The 20,127-nt window shown below is 44.8% G+C and carries 19 protein-coding genes, 2 pseudogenes and 1 other annotated feature (1 of these 22 cut by a window edge); of the genes and pseudogenes, 3 read left to right on the top strand and 18 right to left on the bottom strand.

Features of this window, described 5'->3' with window-relative positions; genetic code table 11:
* The 14 genes and pseudogenes from P8F77_RS07640 to P8F77_RS07575 form a co-directional block, all read right to left on the bottom strand.
* A complete protein-coding gene (locus P8F77_RS07640; RefSeq protein ID WP_024727875.1) occupies nt 1-579 on the bottom strand; it encodes a chromate transporter in 579 nt (192 codons plus the stop codon).
* Nucleotides 576-1,127: a chromate transporter gene (locus tag P8F77_RS07635; protein ID WP_024727876.1), complete on the bottom strand. Its 552-nt coding sequence runs from the start codon at nt 1,125-1,127 to the stop codon at nt 576-578. The genes P8F77_RS07640 and P8F77_RS07635 overlap by 4 nt, the downstream gene beginning before the upstream one ends.
* 109 nt (nt 1,128-1,236) lie before the next feature.
* On the bottom strand, nt 1,237-2,721 hold the full coding sequence (locus P8F77_RS07630; RefSeq protein WP_287518217.1) for a glutamate synthase subunit beta: 1,485 nt from the start codon (nt 2,719-2,721) through the stop codon (nt 1,237-1,239).
* Between the two features lie 12 nt (nt 2,722-2,733).
* The gene (gene gltB, locus P8F77_RS07625) at nt 2,734-7,266 is read right to left on the bottom strand and encodes a glutamate synthase large subunit (RefSeq protein ID WP_287518219.1); all 4,533 of its coding nucleotides are present in this window, start codon (nt 7,264-7,266) and stop codon (nt 2,734-2,736) included.
* A 562-nt stretch (nt 7,267-7,828) separates the two neighbouring features.
* Complete coding sequence (locus P8F77_RS07620; RefSeq protein ID WP_024727879.1) at nt 7,829-9,004, bottom strand: iron-containing alcohol dehydrogenase; 1,176 nt, start codon at nt 9,002-9,004, stop codon at nt 7,829-7,831.
* A 163-nt stretch (nt 9,005-9,167) separates the two neighbouring features.
* Nucleotides 9,168-9,830, bottom strand: a complete 663-nt coding sequence (gene queC / locus P8F77_RS07615) for a 7-cyano-7-deazaguanine synthase QueC (protein ID WP_024727880.1) — start codon at nt 9,828-9,830, stop codon at nt 9,168-9,170.
* A 17-nt stretch (nt 9,831-9,847) separates the two neighbouring features.
* Complete coding sequence (gene folE / locus P8F77_RS07610; RefSeq protein WP_024727881.1) at nt 9,848-10,435, bottom strand: GTP cyclohydrolase I FolE; 588 nt, start codon at nt 10,433-10,435, stop codon at nt 9,848-9,850.
* 6 nt (nt 10,436-10,441) lie between these two features.
* The gene (gene queE, locus P8F77_RS07605; RefSeq protein WP_024727882.1) at nt 10,442-11,110 is read right to left on the bottom strand and encodes a putative 7-carboxy-7-deazaguanine synthase QueE; all 669 of its coding nucleotides are present in this window, start codon (nt 11,108-11,110) and stop codon (nt 10,442-10,444) included.
* A 2-nt stretch (nt 11,111-11,112) separates the two neighbouring features.
* A complete protein-coding gene (gene queD / locus P8F77_RS07600; protein ID WP_024727883.1) occupies nt 11,113-11,532 on the bottom strand; it encodes a 6-carboxytetrahydropterin synthase QueD in 420 nt (139 codons plus the stop codon).
* A gap of 287 nt (nt 11,533-11,819) precedes the next feature.
* Nucleotides 11,820-12,113 carry a hypothetical protein gene (locus P8F77_RS07595; RefSeq protein ID WP_051405227.1) on the bottom strand — a complete coding sequence of 98 codons (294 nt, stop codon included), beginning with the start codon at nt 12,111-12,113 and terminating at the stop codon, nt 11,820-11,822.
* On the bottom strand, nt 12,106-12,228 hold the full coding sequence (locus P8F77_RS07590) for a hypothetical protein (RefSeq protein ID WP_347256424.1): 123 nt from the start codon (nt 12,226-12,228) through the stop codon (nt 12,106-12,108). Before P8F77_RS07590 ends, P8F77_RS07595 begins: the two co-directional genes overlap by 8 nt.
* 49 nt (nt 12,229-12,277) lie before the next feature.
* A pseudogene (locus P8F77_RS07585) lies at nt 12,278-12,493 on the bottom strand (DUF4368 domain-containing protein); the annotation flags it as partial.
* Nucleotides 12,484-12,633 (bottom strand): annotated as a pseudogene (locus P8F77_RS07580) (replication initiation factor domain-containing protein); the annotation flags it as partial. The pseudogenes P8F77_RS07585 and P8F77_RS07580, both read right to left, overlap by 10 nt.
* A 583-nt stretch (nt 12,634-13,216) precedes the next feature.
* Complete coding sequence (locus tag P8F77_RS07575) at nt 13,217-13,744, bottom strand: GNAT family N-acetyltransferase (RefSeq protein WP_024727885.1); 528 nt, start codon at nt 13,742-13,744, stop codon at nt 13,217-13,219.
* Between the two features lie 374 nt (nt 13,745-14,118).
* Here P8F77_RS07575 and P8F77_RS07570 point away from each other — a divergent pair, with 374 nt between their 5' ends.
* Together P8F77_RS07570 and P8F77_RS07565 are read left to right on the top strand one after the other, a co-directional pair.
* Complete coding sequence (locus tag P8F77_RS07570) at nt 14,119-14,970, top strand: site-specific integrase (RefSeq protein WP_287518223.1); 852 nt, start codon at nt 14,119-14,121, stop codon at nt 14,968-14,970.
* A complete protein-coding gene (locus P8F77_RS07565) occupies nt 14,963-16,114 on the top strand; it encodes an IS91 family transposase (RefSeq protein ID WP_287518225.1) in 1,152 nt (383 codons plus the stop codon). Before P8F77_RS07570 ends, P8F77_RS07565 begins: the two co-directional genes overlap by 8 nt.
* A gap of 563 nt (nt 16,115-16,677) precedes the next feature.
* On the opposite strand, the gene P8F77_RS07560 is transcribed toward P8F77_RS07565, so the two are convergent.
* Nucleotides 16,678-16,755: a hypothetical protein gene (locus P8F77_RS07560; RefSeq protein WP_081723854.1), complete on the bottom strand. Its 78-nt coding sequence runs from the start codon at nt 16,753-16,755 to the stop codon at nt 16,678-16,680.
* Between the two features lie 164 nt (nt 16,756-16,919).
* Between P8F77_RS07560 and P8F77_RS07555 the strand changes: the two genes are divergently transcribed.
* Nucleotides 16,920-17,084 carry an EamA family transporter gene (locus tag P8F77_RS07555; protein ID WP_334293353.1) on the top strand — a complete coding sequence of 55 codons (165 nt, stop codon included), beginning with the start codon at nt 16,920-16,922 and terminating at the stop codon, nt 17,082-17,084.
* Between the two features lie 71 nt (nt 17,085-17,155).
* On the opposite strand, the gene P8F77_RS07550 is transcribed toward P8F77_RS07555, so the two are convergent.
* The 3 genes from P8F77_RS07550 to P8F77_RS07540 are packed head-to-tail and all read right to left on the bottom strand — an operon-like array spanning nt 17,156 to nt 19,828.
* On the bottom strand, nt 17,156-17,929 hold the full coding sequence (locus P8F77_RS07550) for an ATP-binding cassette domain-containing protein (protein ID WP_024727888.1): 774 nt from the start codon (nt 17,927-17,929) through the stop codon (nt 17,156-17,158).
* On the bottom strand, nt 17,926-18,807 hold the full coding sequence (locus P8F77_RS07545) for an ABC transporter (protein WP_024727889.1): 882 nt from the start codon (nt 18,805-18,807) through the stop codon (nt 17,926-17,928). The genes P8F77_RS07550 and P8F77_RS07545 overlap by 4 nt, the downstream gene beginning before the upstream one ends.
* A 13-nt stretch (nt 18,808-18,820) precedes the next feature.
* Nucleotides 18,821-19,828, bottom strand: a complete 1,008-nt coding sequence (locus P8F77_RS07540) for an ABC transporter substrate-binding protein (RefSeq protein WP_287518228.1) — start codon at nt 19,826-19,828, stop codon at nt 18,821-18,823.
* A gap of 135 nt (nt 19,829-19,963) precedes the next feature.
* Nucleotides 19,964-20,127, bottom strand: a binding site (T-box leader) (it continues 74 nt past the right edge of the window).

The following is a 20,127-nucleotide window of genomic DNA, read 5'->3' as shown; positions in this document are numbered from 1 at the left end:
TCAAGCTCCCAGCACGGCAATCCCGATACATCCCGACAACACGATCAGGAAAATCGGATGTATGGATTTCCCACGTTTCTCTGCTACTTTATTTATCATATATAATATAACAAAAAGAATCACAGATTTAAAGTCAATGGAAGAAACTATTTTATGAAGATCCAGTTCACCATCTTTTAAAAACGCCACCTGAAACACAGACAGAGTCGCCGCGCAGATTAATCCGGCCACCACCGGACGGATGCCGTAAAATCCTGCCTCCACAAGACGGTTGTTTTTAAAACTTTCCAGCACTCTGGCAACGAGGATGATAATGACCACCGACGGCAGCACAAGGCCGAATGTGGCGATCAGGCTTCCGGGGATACCTGCGATATGAAATCCCGAATAAGTCGACATGTTGACGCCGATGGCTCCCGGCGTAGACTCGGAAATTGCCAGCATATTTACAATATCTGCGTGGGTAAACCAGTGAAAACGGTCCGCCATGCTGTAAAGGAACGGAAGTGTGGCAAGCCCGCCCCCAAGCGCAAAGAGTCCGGTCTTAAAAAATTCAATGAACAGCTTTAGAAGGATCATTTTCTATCTCCTCCTCTCCGCACTTTCCCGCAGAGCAAAAGTCCTAAAACAGCGCCGATGATTACATAAATCACAGGATTACTCATGAAAAATACCATGCCGAAAAATGTGGCCGCAAATATCATACCCGTCAGCCAGTCCACGACTCCGCCTTTTACCATCTTCTTGATACTGTTGATCATCAGAACACAGACACAGACCCGAATGCCCCAAAATGCACTCTGCACCGCTTTTAGGTCACTGAAATTGGTCATAAAAGCTGCGATGAGCATGATAATAATCAATGATGGGGCTGTAAACCCTAATGTCGCCGTGATACCTCCTCTGATACCCTTCAGTTTGTATCCAATAAACGTGGAGGTATTGACAGCGATGACTCCGGGCGTACACTGTCCTACCGCAAAATAATCCATGACTTCTTCACTCGTCGCCCAGCCTTTATTTTGAACAACCTCCCGTTCGATCATCGGGAGCATGGCGTAGCCTCCGCCGAATGTAAATGCACCCATTTTAAAAAAGGTTAAAAACAGTTCTTTATATTCTTTCAACTCGCTGATCCGTCCTTCCCATTAAGTTTTCTTTTTATTATACGGAAAAAATGCGAAAAAAACCAGAGACAAAACCAAACTGGCTTCGTCTCCGGAAATGTAAAACATATTACAGGTTTGTATATCCCATCATCTGAAGGTCGACTTCTCTCGCCGCTTCCCGTCCTTCGCGGATTGCCCACACGACCAGTGACTGGCCCCGGTGCATATCTCCCGCGGTAAATACATTTTTAACATTGGTGCAAAAAGAGTCCGGCTCTGTGGCTACATTGGTACGTTCATTGAGTTTTACGCCGAATGCGTCGGTCACATAGGATTCACTTCCGAGGAACCCGGCAGCGATCAGCACAAGATCCACCGAAATTTCTTTCTCTGTTCCAGGGACCTCCGCCATTGTCATCCGACCGGTTTTCTCATCCTTTTTACTTTCAAGCTTTACGATAACGGCTTTCGATACATCACCCTTTTTGTTTTTCTTAAATTCTTTCACTGTTGTCTGATAAGTTCTCGGATCATGGCTGAATAAAGCGATGGCTTCCTCCTGACCGTAGTCTGTCTTGCAGACTCTCGGCCACTCCGGCCACGGATTGTTCTCTGTGCGCTCATCCGGGAGTTTCGGCATCATCTCCAGCTGGATGACACTCTTGGCCCCGTGGCGGATGGATGTTCCCACACAGTCATTTCCCGTGTCGCCGCCTCCGATGACCATGACGTTCTTCCCTTTGGCACTGATGTAAGTGTTGTCTTTCAGTCCGCTGTCCAGCAGTGCTTTCGTGGTGGATTTCAGGAAGTCTACGGCGAAATAAATGCCTTTGGCATCCCTTCCCGGAACTTCGATGTCTCTCGGATGGGAGGAACCGCATGCCAGGATAATGCTGTCGTATTCTTTTTTCAGCTGTTCCGCCTTGACATCCTTTCCCACATCCGTATTCGTCTTAAATATAATGCCTTCTTCCTCCATGATTTTGATCTTCCGGTCCACGATCTGCTTTTCCAGCTTCATATTTGGAATACCGTACATCATCAGTCCGCCGACCCTGTCTGAACGTTCATAGACCGTAACCTGATGTCCTCTCTTGTTCAGCGAATTGGCCGCCGAAAGCCCGGCGGGTCCGGAACCGATTACAGCGACCTTTTTCCCGGTCCTGCTCTTTGGCGGTTTTGCATCCGCAAGTCCGTTGGCATAGCCGTATTCAATAATGCTCAGCTCATTCTGCTTGGAGCAGACTGGCTCCCCGTTGAGACCGCAGGTACAGGCCGCCTCACAGAGAGCAGGGCAGACCCTGCCTGTAAACTCCGGAAACGGATTGGTCTTCTTAAGCCTCTCAAATGCCTGTTCCCAGTTTCCTGTATAAATCAGGTCGTTCCACTCCGGCACCAGATTATTCAGCGGACACCCGGACGCCATGCCGCCAAGCATCAGTCCTGACTGACAGAACGGTACACCGCAGTCCATGCATCTGGCTCCCTGTCTCTGCTGCTCTTCAGTCGGGAGAGGAATGTGGAATTCATTATAATGTTTGATTCTCTCTCTGGGCTCCTCCGCCCTCGCGTCTTTTCTCTCGTAATCTATAAATCCAGTTGGTTTTCCCATTCGTCTGTCCTCCTACTTAGCGTTCTCATAAAATGCTTCGATCTGCGCCTGCTCACTGCTGAGTCCCCGCTCTTCCATCTGTACGATCAGATTCAGCATCCGTTTATAGTCTACCGGCATGATCTTTTTAAACTTCGGCAGGAATTCTTCAAAGTTTCTGAGGATCTTCTTTCCTTTTTCGGAATTGGTATAAGCCACATGTTCTTTCAGCATTTCTTTGACTTCAAGCACATCGTATTTGGAGGTGATATTTTCGATGGTCACCATCTCCTTGTTGACATTCATATAAAGGGAACTGTCCTCATCTAAGACATAGGCGATACCACCGCTCATGCCTGCCGCAAAATTCTTTCCTGTCTCACCCAGGACTAAGACACGGCCTCCGGTCATATATTCACATCCGTGATCACCCACGCCTTCCACTACGGCAGCAGCCCCGGAATTTCTGACACAGAACCGCTCTCCCGCGACTCCATTGATAAATGCTTTGCCGCTGGTAGCCCCGTAGAGGGCCACATTTCCGACAATGATGTTTTCTTCCGGTTTAAACTTGACGCCGGCCGGCGGATATACCACCAGCTTTCCTCCGGACAGCCCTTTTCCAAAGTAGTCGTTGCTGTCCCCGACAAGTTCCAGTGTGAGGCCTTTCGGGATAAATGCGCCGAAGCTCTGTCCGCCCGCACCACTGCATTTTACCGTGTACATGTCGTCAGGCAGCGTGTTTTCTCCCCATCGCCTGGTGATCTCGGACCCGAAGATCGTACCAAACGTACGGTCGATGTTTGTGACATCCAGTTCGATGCTCTTTCTCTGTTTTTTCTCAAGTGCGGGTTTCAGTTTTTTCAGAAGAACCGTCTCGTCCGCCACTTTATCCAGCTTAAAATCATAGACTTTCTTATGGGTGTAATCAATCTTTTCTGCCTTGGCATAGGAAGTATCCAGGATTCTTGACAGATCAATGTGTCTGTCTTGTGTCTCTTTTGTCGGCTTTAACAAATCTGTGCGTCCAACCAGCTCATCGATGGTGGCCACGCCCAGTTTCGCCATATATTCTCTCAGCTCCTGTGCTATAAACCGCATGAAATTGACCACATATTCCGGTTTACCGGCAAAACGCTTACGGAGCTCCGGATTCTGTGTCGCAACACCCACAGGGCAGGTATCCAGATTGCAGACACGCATCATTACGCATCCCAGCGTCACAAGCGGCGCCGTTGCGAACCCAAACTCTTCTGCACCAAGCATGGCGGCGATGGCCACATCCCTTCCGCTCATAAGCTTTCCATCTGTTTCCAGTACAACCTTGTTCCTTAAATTGTTCATGATCAGGTTCTGGTGCGCCTCAGCAAGCCCCAGCTCCCACGGAAGCCCGGCGTTGTAAATAGAGTTTCTCGGTGCGGCTCCCGTACCTCCGTCATAACCGGAGATCAGAATAACCTGGGCCCCGGCCTTTGCGACACCAGATGCGACCGTACCGACTCCCGCTTCGGAAACAAGCTTCACGGAAATCCTTGCATCTCTGTTGGCATTTTTGCAGTCATAGATCAGCTGTGCCAAGTCCTCGATAGAATAAATATCGTGATGCGGCGGAGGTGAAATCAGCCCCACTCCCGCCGTTGAATGACGGGTCTTTGCAATCCACGGGTAAACCTTCTTTCCGGGGAGGTGCCCCCCTTCTCCCGGTTTTGCTCCCTGGGCCATCTTGATCTGGATTTCCTTCGCACTTACAAGGTACTCGCTGGTCACTCCGAACCTTCCGGATGCCACCTGTTTGATGGCAGAACAGCGGTTCTTTCCGTCTCTTCCCACAGCCAGCCGTTCCGGGCGTTCACCACCCTCTCCGCTGTTGGACTTGCCGCCCAGCATATTCATGGCGATAGCCAGTGTCTCATGGGCCTCTCCTGAGATAGAACCGTAAGACATGGCTCCTGTCTTAAATCTCTTTACAATGGAATCCACACTCTCAACCTTATCCATAGGTATTCCCTTTGAGGGATAGTTAAACTCCATCAGGCCTCTTAAATTTCCGGGCTCTAATTCCTCATCGATCATGTGGGTATACTTTTTAAAGGTCTCGTAATTTCCTGTTCTCGCCGCCATCTGGAGCGTGTGGATCGTCTGCGGATTATAAAGATGCTGTTCCTTTCCGCTTCTGAATTTATGGCTGCCTGTGCTCTCCAGCATCAGGTCATTTTCCAGTCCCAGCGGGTCAAATGCAGATGAATGCCTGATGTCTACATCTTCTTCGATATCCTTTAGGGTGATTCCTTCCACGCGGCTGACTGTATTGGTAAAATACTTATCAATCACTTTAGAGTCAATGCCGATGGCCTCAAAAATCTGAGATCCCTGATAAGACTGGATCGTGGAGATCCCCATCTTGGATGCAATCTTTACGATTCCGTGAAGGACTGCGTTTGTATAGTCTTCCACAGCCGCATAATAATCCTTATGAAGCAGGTTATCGTCGATCAGCTTCCGGATGGCCTGCAGTGCCAGATATGGATTCACCGCACAAGCTCCATATCCGAGCAGCGTGGCAAAATGATGAACCTCTCTCGGCTCTCCGCTCTCAAGGATCAGAGCCACGGAAGTCCGTTTTTTTGTCTTGATCAGATGCTGGTGCATGGCAGATACAGCAAGCAGGGATGGGATCGCCACATGGTTTTCATCCACTCCCCTGTCAGACAGGATAATGATATTTGCTCCGTCCCTGTAAGCACGGTCTGCCTCAACAAACAAGCGGTCCAGCGCCTTCTCCAGGGATGTATTTTTATAATAAATGATCGGAAGCTCCGCTACCTGAAAGCCTTCTCTCTTCATATATTTGATCTTCAGCAGATCTGTGTCCGTAAGAATTGGATTGTGGACTTTCAGCACCTGGCAGTTATCCGGTTTCTCTTCCAGGATATTTCCGTCTTTTCCGACATAAATAGTGGTGGAAGTCACAAGTTCTTCTCTGATCGCGTCGATCGGCGGATTGGTTACCTGTGCAAACAGCTGTTTAAAATAGTTAAACAGAGGCTGATGCTTCTTTGAGAGAACCGCCAGCGGAGAATCCGTACCCATGGCCGCGATAGCCTCTGAGCCGCTTAACGCCATAGGCTGAATGGCAGTTTTTACTTCCTCATAAGAATATCCGAATGCCTTTAAAAGTTTTTCTCTCTGCTCTGTCTCATAAGACGGCACCGGAAGATTTGGGATCTTTAAATCCTTGAGTTCTGTGAGGTTACTGTCAAGCCATTCTCCGTACGGCTCTTTTCCCGCATAAGATTCCTTAACCACATCATCATCGATGACTTCGCCCCTGACCGTATCCACCAGGAGCATCTTTCCGGGACGAAGCCGTTCTTTCACGAGGATCTTGGTAGGGTCGATATCCAGGACTCCGATCTCAGAAGATAAGATCAGCTGATCATCATCTGTGATGTAGTATCTGGAAGGGCGCAGGCCGTTTCGGTCGAGCACGGCTCCTACCTGGTCACCGTCGGTGAACAGAATGGAGGCCGGTCCGTCCCACGGCTCCATCATCGTCGCATAATACTGGTAAAAATCCCTTTTCTTCTGGCTGATGACTTTATTGTTTTCCCAAGGTTCCGGTATCGTGATCATGATCGCGTGCGGCAGGGCCATTCCGCTCATCACAAGGAATTCCAGGGTATTATCAAGCCGTGCGGAGTCGGACCCGTTTGGATTGACCACCGGGATTACCTTATGCATCTGGCCCTTCAGGAACTTAGACTCCATATTTTCCTCTCTGGCCAGCATCTTATCTGCATTTCCGCGGATCGTATTGATCTCACCGTTATGTACGATGAACCGGTACGGATGCGCTTTCTCCCAGCTCGGAGTCGTGTTCGTACTGAAACGTGAATGAACGAGGGCGATTGCAGATTCATAGCCCGGGTCCTGAAGGTCTTTAAAAAATGTTCTGAGCTGTCCCACAAGGAACATTCCCTTATATACGATAGTCCTGCTGGACAGGGAAATCACAAAGGTCTCTTCATTACTCTGTTCAAATACTTTCCGGACAATGTACAGCCTGCGGTCAAACTCTAATCCTTTCTCCACATCCTCCGGCTTTTCGATAAATGCCTGGAGAATCTTCGGCATACATTCAATGGCTTTTTTGCCCAAAACCGTGCTGTCGGTCGGCACTTCTCTCCATCCGAGGAACTTCATGCCTTCCTTTTCCACGATGATCTCAAACATCTTTTTGGCCTGCTGTACTTTCAGTTCATCATTGGGAAAAAAGAACATTCCAACTCCATATTCCCTCTCTCCTCCGATTCCGATGCCGGACTCTTTACATGCCTTTTCAAAAAACTTATGGGAAATCTGGAGCATAATGCCGACACCATCTCCGGTCTCCCCTGCCGCATCTTTTCCGGCCCGGTGTTCCAGTGTCTCAACAATCTTTAATGCATTGTCGACTGTAGTATGACTTTTGATTCCCTTGATATTGACACAGGCACCGATCCCGCAGTTGTCATGCTCAAAGCTGGAATCGTATAACCCGGGTGTGTTGTCTCTTTTGATCGTCATAAATCTCTTCCTTTCATTCAGCAGTTTCGAAATGTTATTTTTTGTAGAATTTCTTTGTTGGAATCTATCATACAAAAATATATCTAACTTGTAAAGCATTTTTTTCTTAAGTTTTCTGATTATTTGAAAATTTAAATTATAATCTATAATTATCAGATTATTCTACAAAATAAAATCTCCAGTTCAAGACTGAAAAGAAGGTCTGTTCAGTAAACAATCGCAGCACAGCGCCGTTTTGCTGCAATAAGAATCACTAACATCTATTCAATAAATTTTTGGCAAATGCTCTTGCTCTATCAGTTTTATTATCACTGATAAATCCACTATTGTATCCCAAATCACGTTCTGACAGCATACCTTCGTATACAAGCCGATCAAGCAAGGCTTTCACAGGTGCTGGACACGACCAACTGTAAATGGGCGCAGCCAATATTATTTTATCAGATGCAAGAATAGAATTGACTGATTCTCCATCACAAATTATGTTTGCTGCCCAGCTTCTTCTTACAAGGAAAGGAACAGCCGGGACATAAACTGTCCCGGCCTCGATTATGTATATTTATTAAAATGTTACATCTTTTCCGTAGTAGATGCATTCCAAAACTTTTTCCATGTCATCTGTGGAAGTCTCTCTCGGATTAGATCCCGTACATGCGTCTGCCACGGCGCGCTCTGCGATCATCCTCTTCTTCTGATTAAATTCTTCTTCATTAATTCCAAAATCTTTCAGATTGGAAACAATGTTTAATTTCTTATTCATCTCGCGGATGGCCTCGATCAGTGAAAGAGTCAATGCCTTATCGGAATTTCCAGGAAGGCCGATCCTTCTTGCGATAGCTGCATAGCGTTCCTCACAAACCTTCGCGTTAAACTGGATCACATACGGCAGGTAGATGGCATTTGCACATCCATGTGTGATATGTCCGGTGTCAAAGACGGCTCCTGTCTTATGAGCCAAAGAGTGTACGATTCCCAAAAGTGCATTGGAGAATGCCATTCCTGCGAGGCACTGTGCATAGTGCATATTCTCACGGGCTGTCATATCCCCTTCGTAGGAAGCTTTTAAGTTGTCAAACACCATCTCAATAGCTTCTAATGCCAGCGGATCTGAGAACGGAGAATGAAGTCCTGCCACATATGCTTCAATGGCATGAGTCAGTGCATCCATTCCTGTATAGGAAGTCAGTTTCGGAGGCATCGTCTCCGCCAATGCAGGATCTACGATTGCAATATCCGGTGTGATCTCAAAGTCTGCCAGCGGATATTTGATTCCTGAACTGTAATCTGTGATAACAGAAAATGCCGTCACTTCGGTAGCTGTTCCTGATGTTGACGGGATCGCAAGGAATTTGGCTTTATTCCTGAGCGGAGGAACTGTAAACGGATCTTTTACATCGTCAAATGTAGTTTCCGGATGCTCATAGAAGATCCACATTGCCTTCGCAGCATCGATCGGAGATCCTCCTCCCATCGCAATAATCCAGTCCGGCTCAAAGTCTCTCATGACCTCTGCGCCTTTAAACACAGTCTCTACAGAAGGGTCCGGTTCTACACCTTCAATTAATTTTGTCTCAACTCCTGCTTCTTTTAAATAATCGACAACCTGGTCTACAAATCCAAAACGTTTCATAGAACCGCCGCCGAGTACCAAAACAGCTTTTTTTCCATCCAATGTCTTCAGTGACTCAAGTGATCCTTTTCCAAAGTATAAATCTCTAGGTAGTGTAAATCTTCCCATACGTTATCTCCTTTGCTGCAGAGGATTGAAATGTTGACAACCCTGACCAATGGTTACATTCTTATTGTACTGCTTTGTTAATGTTTTATCAATAAAAATCTGCAACAAAAACACACTCACACAAATGTTCTAATATTGACTATATGACATTGACATTTGTTCTTTATTTCTTTCGCTCCGAAAGATAGGCTTCCATCCCCCGCCTTCTGAGTCTGCACGCAGGACATTCTCCGCATCCGTCCCCCCTGACTCCATTATAGCAGGTCAGTGTTTCATGTCTTATCACATCAAATACTCCCAGATCATCGGCCATTTTCCATGTTTCTTTTTTGTCGATCCACATGAGAGGCGTAATCACTTCAAACTCGTAATCCATCGCCAGAGTCAGCGTCGTTTCCAGAGACGTAATAAATACATGTCTGCAGTCCGGATATCCGCTGAAATCGCTCTGGGACACGCCGGTCACCAGTACATGGATATCTCTCTGCTTTGCAAATACTGCCGCAAAGGTAAGAAACAGCATATTCCTTCCGTCTACAAAGGAATTCGGCGTACCCGTTTCAGGCGCCTCTTTGTCCACCTCAATATCTGCCCTCGTCAATGAGTTGGGCGCCAGCTGGTTTAAGAGGGCCATATCCAGAATATGATGTTCTACGCCATATTTTTTGCAGATTTCTTTGGCACAAATCAATTCATCCGAATGCTTCTGTCCGTAATTAAAAGAAAGCGCGATAACTTCTTCATATTTTTTCTTTGCCCAGAACAGACAGGTGGTACTGTCCTGTCCCCCACTGAATACTACAACTGCTTTTGTCGGTTTTGACATAGTTTTCTTTCCTCCTCTTATCTTTCTGCGAGCATATAAAAGCGGTTCTCCATGGCAGAGTCATTTTCAAACTTCCCTCTCAACGTAGATGTAATGGTCTTTGCCTGATTTTTCTTAATGCCCCTGGCGCTCATACAGCTGTGATTTCCTTCGATGAGCACAGCTACATCCTCTGTCCCTGCCACTTTGGAGATGATCTCTGCGATATCTGACCCGATCCGTTCCTGGAGCTGAAGCCTTTTGCCGACCATGTCACAGATCCTTGCGATCTTGCTCAGTCCCAGAATCTTTTCTTTCGGCTGATATGCCACAGTGACTTTCATATTGTACATAAGGGCCAGATGGTGTTCACAGTAGCTGAATATATCGATGTCTTTTACAACGACCATATCCTTATGATTTTTTACAGACAGATCGTCCTCAAAGGTTTTAGAGTACATTTCTGCAATCTGGTCATTGCTGTAATTCATCCCCTCAAACACTTCTTCATACATCCTGGCTACACGGTCCGGCGTCTCCTTAAGACCCTCCCGGTCCGGATTATCCCCCAGCGCTTCCAGGATACCTCTGATATGTTTTTTGACTGCTTCTTTATCGATTGCCATAGCTTCTTAGACTCCCTTCCGCTCCGGATTCCAGACAACTTTATGGATCTGGATCTGAAACCTGACTTTATTCATCCTGTGTTCTTTCATAAACTCCACGATCTCATCCGGAGGTATGGCACCGAAAACCGGACTGAAATACACGATCGCCTTTTCACAGAGAGAAAACCGTTCGATAACTTCTTTTGCCTTCTCCAGATCTTCTCTTGTCCCTATCACAAACTTTACGACATCCCACGGCTTTAATTCTTCCATATTTTCAAGGTACATGGACTCCTCCATGCCGCTGGAGGGCAGTTTATAGTCCATCGTCATCGAAAATCTCGCATCCCGCTCTCTCCATGGGCGGATGGGAATACTTCCGTTCGTTTCAATTTCCAGTTCTGTCTTTGGAAGTGACAAAATACTTCCAATCAATTCGCTGATATTTTCATCCAGCAGAGGTTCTCCCCCGGTCAATGTTACCAGATCTGCTTCTGACTCCTTTACCATCTGCGCCACTTCCGCAGCCGTCATGAGATCCGCCTCACCTTTTTTGCTGATGGCCCATTTGGTATCGCAGTAGGAACAGTTTAAATTACATCCCCGAAGGCGAATAAACATAGAAAGCCGGCCCGCCTTCTTCCCCTCGCCGTTGATACTCACAAAGCTTTCTGCTATTTTAAAAACTTCCATCGCTATTCTCCGTAAATGGCACAGTTATTCGGCGTCTCATATACTTCCACATAAGAAACGTCATAGCCGTCCTGTTTGATCCGGTCATAAAAATATCTGGCAAAATTCTCTGCCGTAGGGCGGAATTTAACTTCAATAATCCGGAAATCTTCTTCTCTCAGTGCTTCTATCGTCTTGGTCTTCAGTGTGTCTTTTTCCACGATCAGAGCATGGTCAAACTCGTCTGCGATTTCTTTTACCTTGTCCTTTAATTCGCCGAAGTCTACGACCATCCCCCTGGTCTGGCCCTGTTCTTCTACTTTTTCCTTTTGGATCGTCACCGATAGTTTCCACCGGTGTCCGTGCAGATTTCTGCACTTGCCCTCGTATCCCGCCAGAAAATGTGCGGAGTCAAAAGACGCATGTGTATTTAACTGGTACATGTTTATCCCTTTCTCTCGTTTTCTATTTCCCGCTGTTTCAGGCCTTCTTCCGAAAAGAACCCCATGAAACAGTAAAAGACACGCCACCCGCGGTGTCCGTGTCTCTAAGCATTCATCTAAGACATAAGAAATATGTCTGATCATATCCTCTTATTTTGTCCTAGTTTTGTTTAAAGACAGGATGGTACGAATGAACTGTCTGACATATTTACAATAACTAAATGAGTATAACACACTTTTCATTAATAGGGAATAAAAATTCCAAGTTTTCTTCTCTATCTTCTGTTTCACCTCATGGCTGCTGAAAATAACCGGATCAAGAATTTCCATATACGGGGATATTCCCTCAGGATCGTTTGTCTGATTTCTTCGCAGGCTGCCGTCCCTTTTTCTGTGAAAGTAAATGTTCCGTCAGCAGCTCCTCCGATGACTATGTGTGCATTGACATAACCTCCCACAGCAATGTGGGTGGCTAAAGCACATTCTCCTATGGAAATCAGCCCCGCAGAGAGCAGACCCACGGAGAAAAGACCAGCAGCAAAGTTTCCAATGGCTATGATTCCTTTTGCTTTATTATTCATAGTGGAGATTCACAGTCACATAGACTGCTTCCTTTTCTCCCGATGCACCAGAATTTCCAACCAACTCATCCATGCTGATATGAAAAATTCTGCTCAATTCCATCAGTTTCTTCATCTCCGGTGTTGTAGTCCCGTTTTCCCTTAGTTATAAATATAAACCATATTTATTCGTCTGCTTTTCCAATAAAACGGTAATATATCTCAATTTCCTGTATTCTTTCGTTATCCTCATTCGTTATTGCTTCATGAATGAGGATTTTTTCTATCATTGCATTTAATAATGGTGCTGTAAGTTCCTTTGGTACGGAATATTCCTTGATTAACTCAATCCACTTTTCAGCACCTACCATGTCCTGTTCCATTTTACTTAGTGCTTGTCTTTCAGTTCTGCCTGTTCTATCATATCTTTCAGTGTCGTTGTATGGTTTTCCTTGTCCAGTTCCTGTACCATTTTTATGGTTGGTGCTACCTGTCGTTGCAGCCAATTTAAAGCCTTTTGTAAGGTATAATGCTCTTAGCGATGGCAGTGGCTTATATGCCCTGTTCTTCAGCCGCTCTACAAGATTTGTAATGTTTTCTTCCAGATGTTCCCCATACTCTTCTTTCGTCACTTTGTCTATGCCTACTGCCTTGTTTCCATCCAATTATTTATGACACTGTTTTAACATTTCAGCATTTATCAAGTGATATAGAGACGTGAACTCCGGCTTCGGCGTTGTCTCCGATATTTCTGCTATTCTCTCTAATTTCGTTCCCATCAATACCTCCGTTCCTGGGCACGGTTGATGTGTCCTCAGAAAGACCGTTACTATGTAGCCCCCTTCCCTCCACCGGCATTACCCGGTCTCCCCGGTACTATGAAGCTATCCGACTGCCTGCCGCCCATCCGTCCATCTCCATCTTCTAGTTGATAGGACGTACTTGTCTCCAAGAAGTGTCAGGCTCTCCCCAGTTGACAACTAACCACAATGTCAAGCATGACTGGCTCTTTGACCCCGCAGTGCCGAACAGTTCTGGCTACTGCTGGTTGGCTGGACCTTCGCAGACAGGATTTGCACCTGCTGGGTTAATTGCCCTTTGCTGGGCGCACAACTGGAAGTTGTCTATTTCATTATCTTCTCAAATCTGAAAAAATCATATCCTCTTTCTTCCGGCATTCCGCCGGCAGGCTCTCCGTTTTGATGAGGGTCTTTGTGATATTGATTATAAAATTCTACGATATGAAATCCTAATCTGTTCACATAAAAGTGGATGTTTCTTTTTTCAAAATAAGGCGTATGTGTTTCCCAAACCTCCGTCTCAGGATGAAGTTCTTCGATTGTCTTCCAAAGGGCTTGTCCCGTGCCTTTGCTCTGACAACCAACCTTTACATATAACAAATCCAGATAGTTTTTTCTCGTCTCAGTATTGATTACAATTACAGCTCCACCTACAATTTCGCCGTCAATCAAAGCAAAGTATGTCTCTGCTCCTTTCGCTGTGAAAGATTCTTCAATATCTTTTTCCGGAAGAATTATGTCATCGCATAAGCCATATTCAGACTCATATCCAACTTGGAATGCTTCTTGGACTTGTTTAATAAAGAGCGGCTTTTCTTGCTCTGCAACAGGAAATAAAATCAATTTACTCATACTTCATTGTTCTCCTTAAATATTCATAGTCTGTTAAATCGAAGAAGTATGTGTTTATTCTCTTCCACCCCAGTTAAATAATTTCATTGTTTATCACTCCAAATTCTAATTGAACAAAATCGCTGCGCGATGGCCTACCAAGGCTGTGACATAGCGATTTTCTGTTTTCTGTAATAAAAACAGTGGAAAGCAAGTCCTAAAAGTAGTATTGTTAAGTTACCACACCAAACAATCAAACAGGATCGACCTTCCCACTGCCTATGAAAAGAATAACACCCTTCCGCTTGGTTGGCAAGCGGTTTTATGACCCAAATGCGCCTCCGTGTAAAGCAGTGACTTTTTGATACTACTGATTTTACATGGAGGATTTTATTATGTACGAAAAATACTTAGAAAAACTTGAGGAAGCCGCAAAAATCCGGAATCTTAAAGAACGTTCCATCAACTGTTATAAAAACTATGTCTCTTACTTTCTGAAATATCAGGGTAAGAATCCGGAGGAACTTACCTGTCAGGATGTCAGGACTTTTTTGCTTGCTAAAAAAGATGAAGGGCTGAAAGCCACAACCCTGAATCTTTATAATTCTGCCATCCGTTTTTTCTATCGGAATGTCCTGCACATCCTTTGGGATGACATCATGGTCCCACGGATGATTCTGGAACACAAGCTTCCAATAGTACTGACTATTGATGAAATCGACCGTCTATTAGAAACTGTCGATGATATCAAATATAAGGCTATGTTTGCAATAATGTATTCTTCCGGAATGCGGGTTTCCGAAGTGATTCACCTGCATTATGATGACATTTCCCGCTCAAATATGCAGATCCATGTCCGGGATACAAAGAACCGGATGGATCGCTATACAATCCTTTCCAAGCGGTGCCTGGATATCCTTACACAATACTGGTTTGAGAAAGGACGTCCCCGCGGAATCCTGTTTCCTAATAAATTCACTGGCAATTACCTGACAGTCAGTACACTGGAGCAGGTGATGCGTCGGGCAGTATCTGATGCTGGACTTCCCAAGAAGGCAACTCCCCACTGTCTTCGCCATAGCTTTGCAACTCATCTGATGGAGCAGGGGATAGAACGGCAAAATATTCAGGCACTGCTTGGACACCGTGATCCAAAATCCACGGAAGTTTATCTTCATGTCAGCAATAAATCCCTGATGGGAATCCAAAGTCCATTTGACAGGAAAGAAGGTGCTGTCCATGAATAAACCAACCGTGCAGGATATCTTTCTTCGTTTTTATCCAGCATATCTTGAAAAGCATTCTCCTTCTCCGGAACAGGCAAAAGCTGCCCGAAACATCTTGAACTGCAAAACAGGGGCTTACGGTGCGAATGTCAGTGTATACGAAGACTGTGGTGCTGTTCAGATTCATTATAATTCCTGCCGTAACCGTTGTTGCCCTATGTGTCAGGCTGTTCCAAAGGAAATGTGGATGGATGCCCGCAGAGAGGATGTCCTTGATGCCCCGTACTTCCACATAGTATTTACAGTGCCGGATGTTCTGAATCCAATCATTTACAGTAATCAGAAACTATTATATGATACCCTGTATCATGCTACTTCTGCTACAATCAGTGAACTGGCTACTGATCCAAAGTATCTGGGAGCTACTGTTGGATATATCTGTATCTTACATACATGGGGTTCTGAAATGAACTTTCATCCTCATATCCATACAATACTGCTTGGTGATGGTCTGACACCTAAAAACGAATGGAAAGACAATGGTACTGAGTTTTTTCTTCCCATATGGGTCATCTCCAAGGTTTTTCGTGAAAAATATATGGAGGAGTTGAAAAATCTCTGGAATACGAACCAGCTTAAGTTTCATAGAACTGCCGAAAAATACCGTAACCATTATGCATTCAAGGAACTGATTGATTCCTGTTATGATGCGGAATGGGTTCCTTATTGCAAGAAAACTTTTAATGGAGCACAGTCTGTGATTGATTACCTTGGAAAGTATACCCACAGAATTGCTATCAGCAATCACCGCATCATCTGCATGGATGATGAAAACGTCACTTTTTCTATAAAAGATTACCGGAACAAAGGACAATGGAAAGAACTGACCCTTTCCGGAGTTGAATTCATACGGCGGTTTCTAATGCATGTACCGCCAAAACGTTTTGTCAGGATTCGGCATTACGGACTTCTTTGTTCCCGCAGCAAACGAAAGAAGCTTACTTTATGCCGGAATATCCTTGGATGCAAAAAGTATCTCTCAAAACTCCGGGACAAGGAGATGCCTGAGATACTAAAGCAGCTTTATGGGATAAATGTCTGTGTATGTAAAGCCTGTGGCGGCCATCTTGGAAAACCACAGTTCCGAAAACCACAAAGATGTTAAAGCCTTATTCTTCCATATTTTTTCTGAAGCCTCAAAGTTTGAGGTTTTGTTGTCGTACCTATTTATCTGAAAATATTTGATTTCTGTAGCTTCTGTACAGAAAATCCTGTATAATCACGGGTAAGGGCAAAAGATTGAAAGTCCATAGGTAGTGGTTATCTGGACACTCACTTTGTTCAATTAGGCCAAATCGAAAATGGTGTAAACGAAGGGGCAGTTCACTGGAATGCCAAAACTGCTTTTTCGTTTACCCCATCATCGATTCTAACCTAAAGAATTTGTCTTTGTGTACATTATAGCATGATACTTCAATATCGTCATTTCTTTTCTGTTTTTGAAAAGTTACTTATCAGCCTGTGCTTTGTAAAGGGTGCTATTCAGCATTACTCATGCAACAAGCCCTTGACAAACTATAGACCAATAAGCTTTAGGATAATCAAGTGGAAATGAAATAGTCTGCTGTTTTACCGCAACGAAAAAGAGATACTAACACGCTTATGTAGTATCTCTAAGCTTAGTAACAATATTTTTTTATTTACAAGCAGGTAAACACAGGCTATTTCTCAATATCTTTTTGTTTGGGAAACTCCCAGTTCCCACTTGGATACGGTCTGCCTGGATACATACAGCTGGTTTCCCAATTCTTCCTGTGACCAGTCTTTCTCTTTTCTTAAACGATTTAAATTTTTATAGAATTTTCATAGGCTATCTCCTCTGTCTGTTTATATATATCATAAGAACTGTGGCTCTTTTTTCCACCAAATGCCGTTGGAAATATGTCAACTAAAGTTAACATCCACGGTTTTTGGCCATTTTATGTGGATATCTCGAACCACTGTCGGCACTCATATTCTCAGCATTCTTTCTCAGAGAGCGCCTGTCGGCTGTACAGCTTCTGGGTGCTGTTCTTATTTTGGGAGGGGCTGTTGCAAGTGAATTATTACAAAAGAAAAATCGGCATAGCCGATAATCACGACTATGCCGATTTTTTCTGGGTTATATATCCCTGTTAAACATCACCAAACATCTGTATATATTCACTCAATTCCCGGTCTCTATGCTGATCTCATTAAACTGATCCAGCAAATCTTCTATAGCTAAAGTTTCTTTTTCTTTTCCTGCCTTGTCTAAAATTGCCTGTCCCTGGTGCATCATGATCAGACGGTTTCCATATTCCACGGCAAACCTGAGATTGTGCGTGACCATAACAGTCGTTAAGTTTTTCTCCCTGACGATCTTATCCGTCAGTTGCATGATCAGTTCCGCCGTCTTTGGGTCCAGCGCCGCCGTGTGTTCATCCAGGATCAAAAACTCAATCGGCGTCATTGTGGTCATCAGAAGTGCCATTGCCTGCCGCTGTCCCCCTGACAGGGCGCCGACCTTTGTTCCCATCATATCTTCGAGCCCTAACCCCAGCTGGGAAAGCATTTCACGGTAATGGCTGATCCTTCTCTTATTTGTGCCCAGTCCGAGTCCATACGCCCTGCCTTTATTGTCTGCCAGAGACATATTTTCAAGAATTGTCATGGAAGGACATGTTCCCATGGCCGGGTCCTGATATACCCTTCCGATCTTTCTCTGACGGACAAACTCCTTCTGCTTTGTGATATCCTCACCGCCAAGGCTGATTGATCCGTTCTCGGGCTGGAGACTTCCGCAGATCAGGTTCAGCATTGATGTCTTCCCTGATCCGTTGCTGCCGATCACAGAAACGAAATCACCGTTCTGAATCTTTAAATTAAAATCTTTAAACAGACAGATTTCATTCACCGTTCCGATGTTATAATATTTGTCAATATTTTTAAGTTCAATCATGCTTTCACCTTCTTTTTCCGGTCCATACTGATGATCAGGATCACAAGAAACAGGATCGCAGTGATCAGTTTAAGGTCCTGGGAATCCAGTCCGATCTCGATGGCTGCTGCCACGCATGCCTTATAAATGACAGATCCGATGATAACAGCCGTTGTAGCCTTCAGAATATTTCCTTTAAAAATGTTCGTCCCGATGATAACGCTGGCAAGGCCAATGACGATAGTCCCGGTACCCATCGAGATTTCAAAAAATCTCTGCTGCTGGCACATGACACTGCCTGCCAAAGCTACCAGCCCGTTAGCGATGGAAAGTCCGACTATTTTTACAGACCCGCTGTCCTTAGCCAGTGACGTAACAATTTTTTCATTGTCCCCCACGGCTCTGAGCAGAAATCCGGATTTTGTCTTTAAGTACAAGTCCAGGAGGAGTTTTGCGATCAGCATGATCAGTGTAATGATGATCAGTGTCTTATACGGCTCAAGCGCCTCCGGAAATAATTTGTTGATAAAATCATTGTTAAAAATCGTATTGTAATTGAACAGAGGCACATTGGCACTTCCCCCGGTAATCCGCAGATTGATCGTATAAAGTCCCGTCATCATAATGATACCTGAAAGCAGATCCCTGACTCTGAACTTCACGTGGATGATCCCGGTCAAAGCCCCTGCTGCCGCTCCCGCCGCTGTTGAAAGGATCAGCGAAAGTATCGGATTGAACCCATTCATCAACAGTACCGTGGTGATGGCAGCACCTAACGGAAAGGTACTGTCCACAGACAAATCCGGAAAGTCCAGTATTTTATAAGTAATGTATACGCCCAGAGCCATCACCGCATAGATGAATCCCTGCTCGAAGACGCCAATGATCAGTTGTTCCATTTTTTGCTCCTATTTATTTGCTTGCTTTAATTTCTGTAAATGTTTCTACAGCCTCTTTCTTTACATCTGGCGGTAATTTAATTCCAAGGTCTTTTGCCGTTTTTTCATTGAGGTAGATGTCTCCCTGATTAAACGTCTCAAACGGAATTTCGGATGCTTTCTTCTCTCCCTTTAATACTTTGGCAGCCATTTTTCCTGTCTGTTCTCCAAGTTTTACGAAGTCAATTCCCACGCATCCAATACATCCTAATTTCACCTGTTCGATCTCTGAACCGAATACCGGGATCTTTGCCTTGTTAGCTTTTTCCAGGTAAGTCGGCATTGAGCTTACGACCAGATTATCTGTAAGGTTTGTAATACAGTCTACTTTTTTAATCAGGCTATCCGCCGCCATCGGCATATCTGCCGCCGCACTGATTCCCTGAGTAACAATCTTGAAACCGTTCTTCTCAGCTACTTTCTCATAAGCTTCAATTCCGGCTTTAGAGTTAACCTCATTTGTGCTGTACAGGATTCCTACATTTTTTGCCTTAGGAAGCACTTTACGGATCAGCTTCAGCTGTTTATCTGCAAGGATCAGATCAGAAGTTCCTGTAACTTCCCCTACATTTTTTCCGTCCTTGTCTACGAATCCTGCCAGTTCCGGTGATGTAACCGCAGTGTAGATAACCGGTGTCTTAGAATCAGAAGCTGCATTGTATGCGCTCTGGGCACTTGGTGTCGCAATGGCACAGATCAGGTCCATCTTCTTGGAAGCAAAGTTTGAAGCGATCTGGTTATCGGCAGCGGTATCAGCCTGAGCATTTTTATAAGTAATCTTTAAATTTTTTCCTTCCTTGATTCCTTCTTTTTCTAACCCCTGGATAAAACCTTTGCGGCAGTTATTTAAAGATTCATGCTCTGCAAACTGCTGAATCCCGATCTGATAGCTTTTGTCCTCACTTTTTTTTGAACATCCGGCAAATAATAATGTTGCTGCCAATACTGCGCTGCATCCTGCTGCTAATAATCTCTTTTTCATAACTTCTTCTCCTTTTCTCTACAATTGATTTTTTGCACTTATAGAGATAAACATTCATAGTAGTGGCAGGAGCGAATCTCTCCGCAGAAAGGTTCTCAGAACTTTCCTGTGGAATAAAAAACGCCCCAAGCTAATGCTTGAGGCGGATATCCGCGGTACCACTCAAATTGACATCATAAAAAATGCCCACTCTTTTCATATACCATCATATATGCCCTGTTGTGTAACGGGTCGGGTGCCCGGCAACTCCTACTGTGGTTCAGAACTGCCCTCGAAAGTCCATTCATCAGGGAATTCAT

Source organism: Anaerostipes sp. PC18, from assembly GCF_039789045.1.
In the GTDB taxonomy this organism is placed as follows: Bacteria; Bacillota; Clostridia; order Lachnospirales; family Lachnospiraceae; genus Anaerostipes; species Anaerostipes hominis.
The sequence above is the reverse complement of the archived record's forward strand: the minus strand, read 5'-3'. Positions and strand labels throughout refer to the sequence as shown.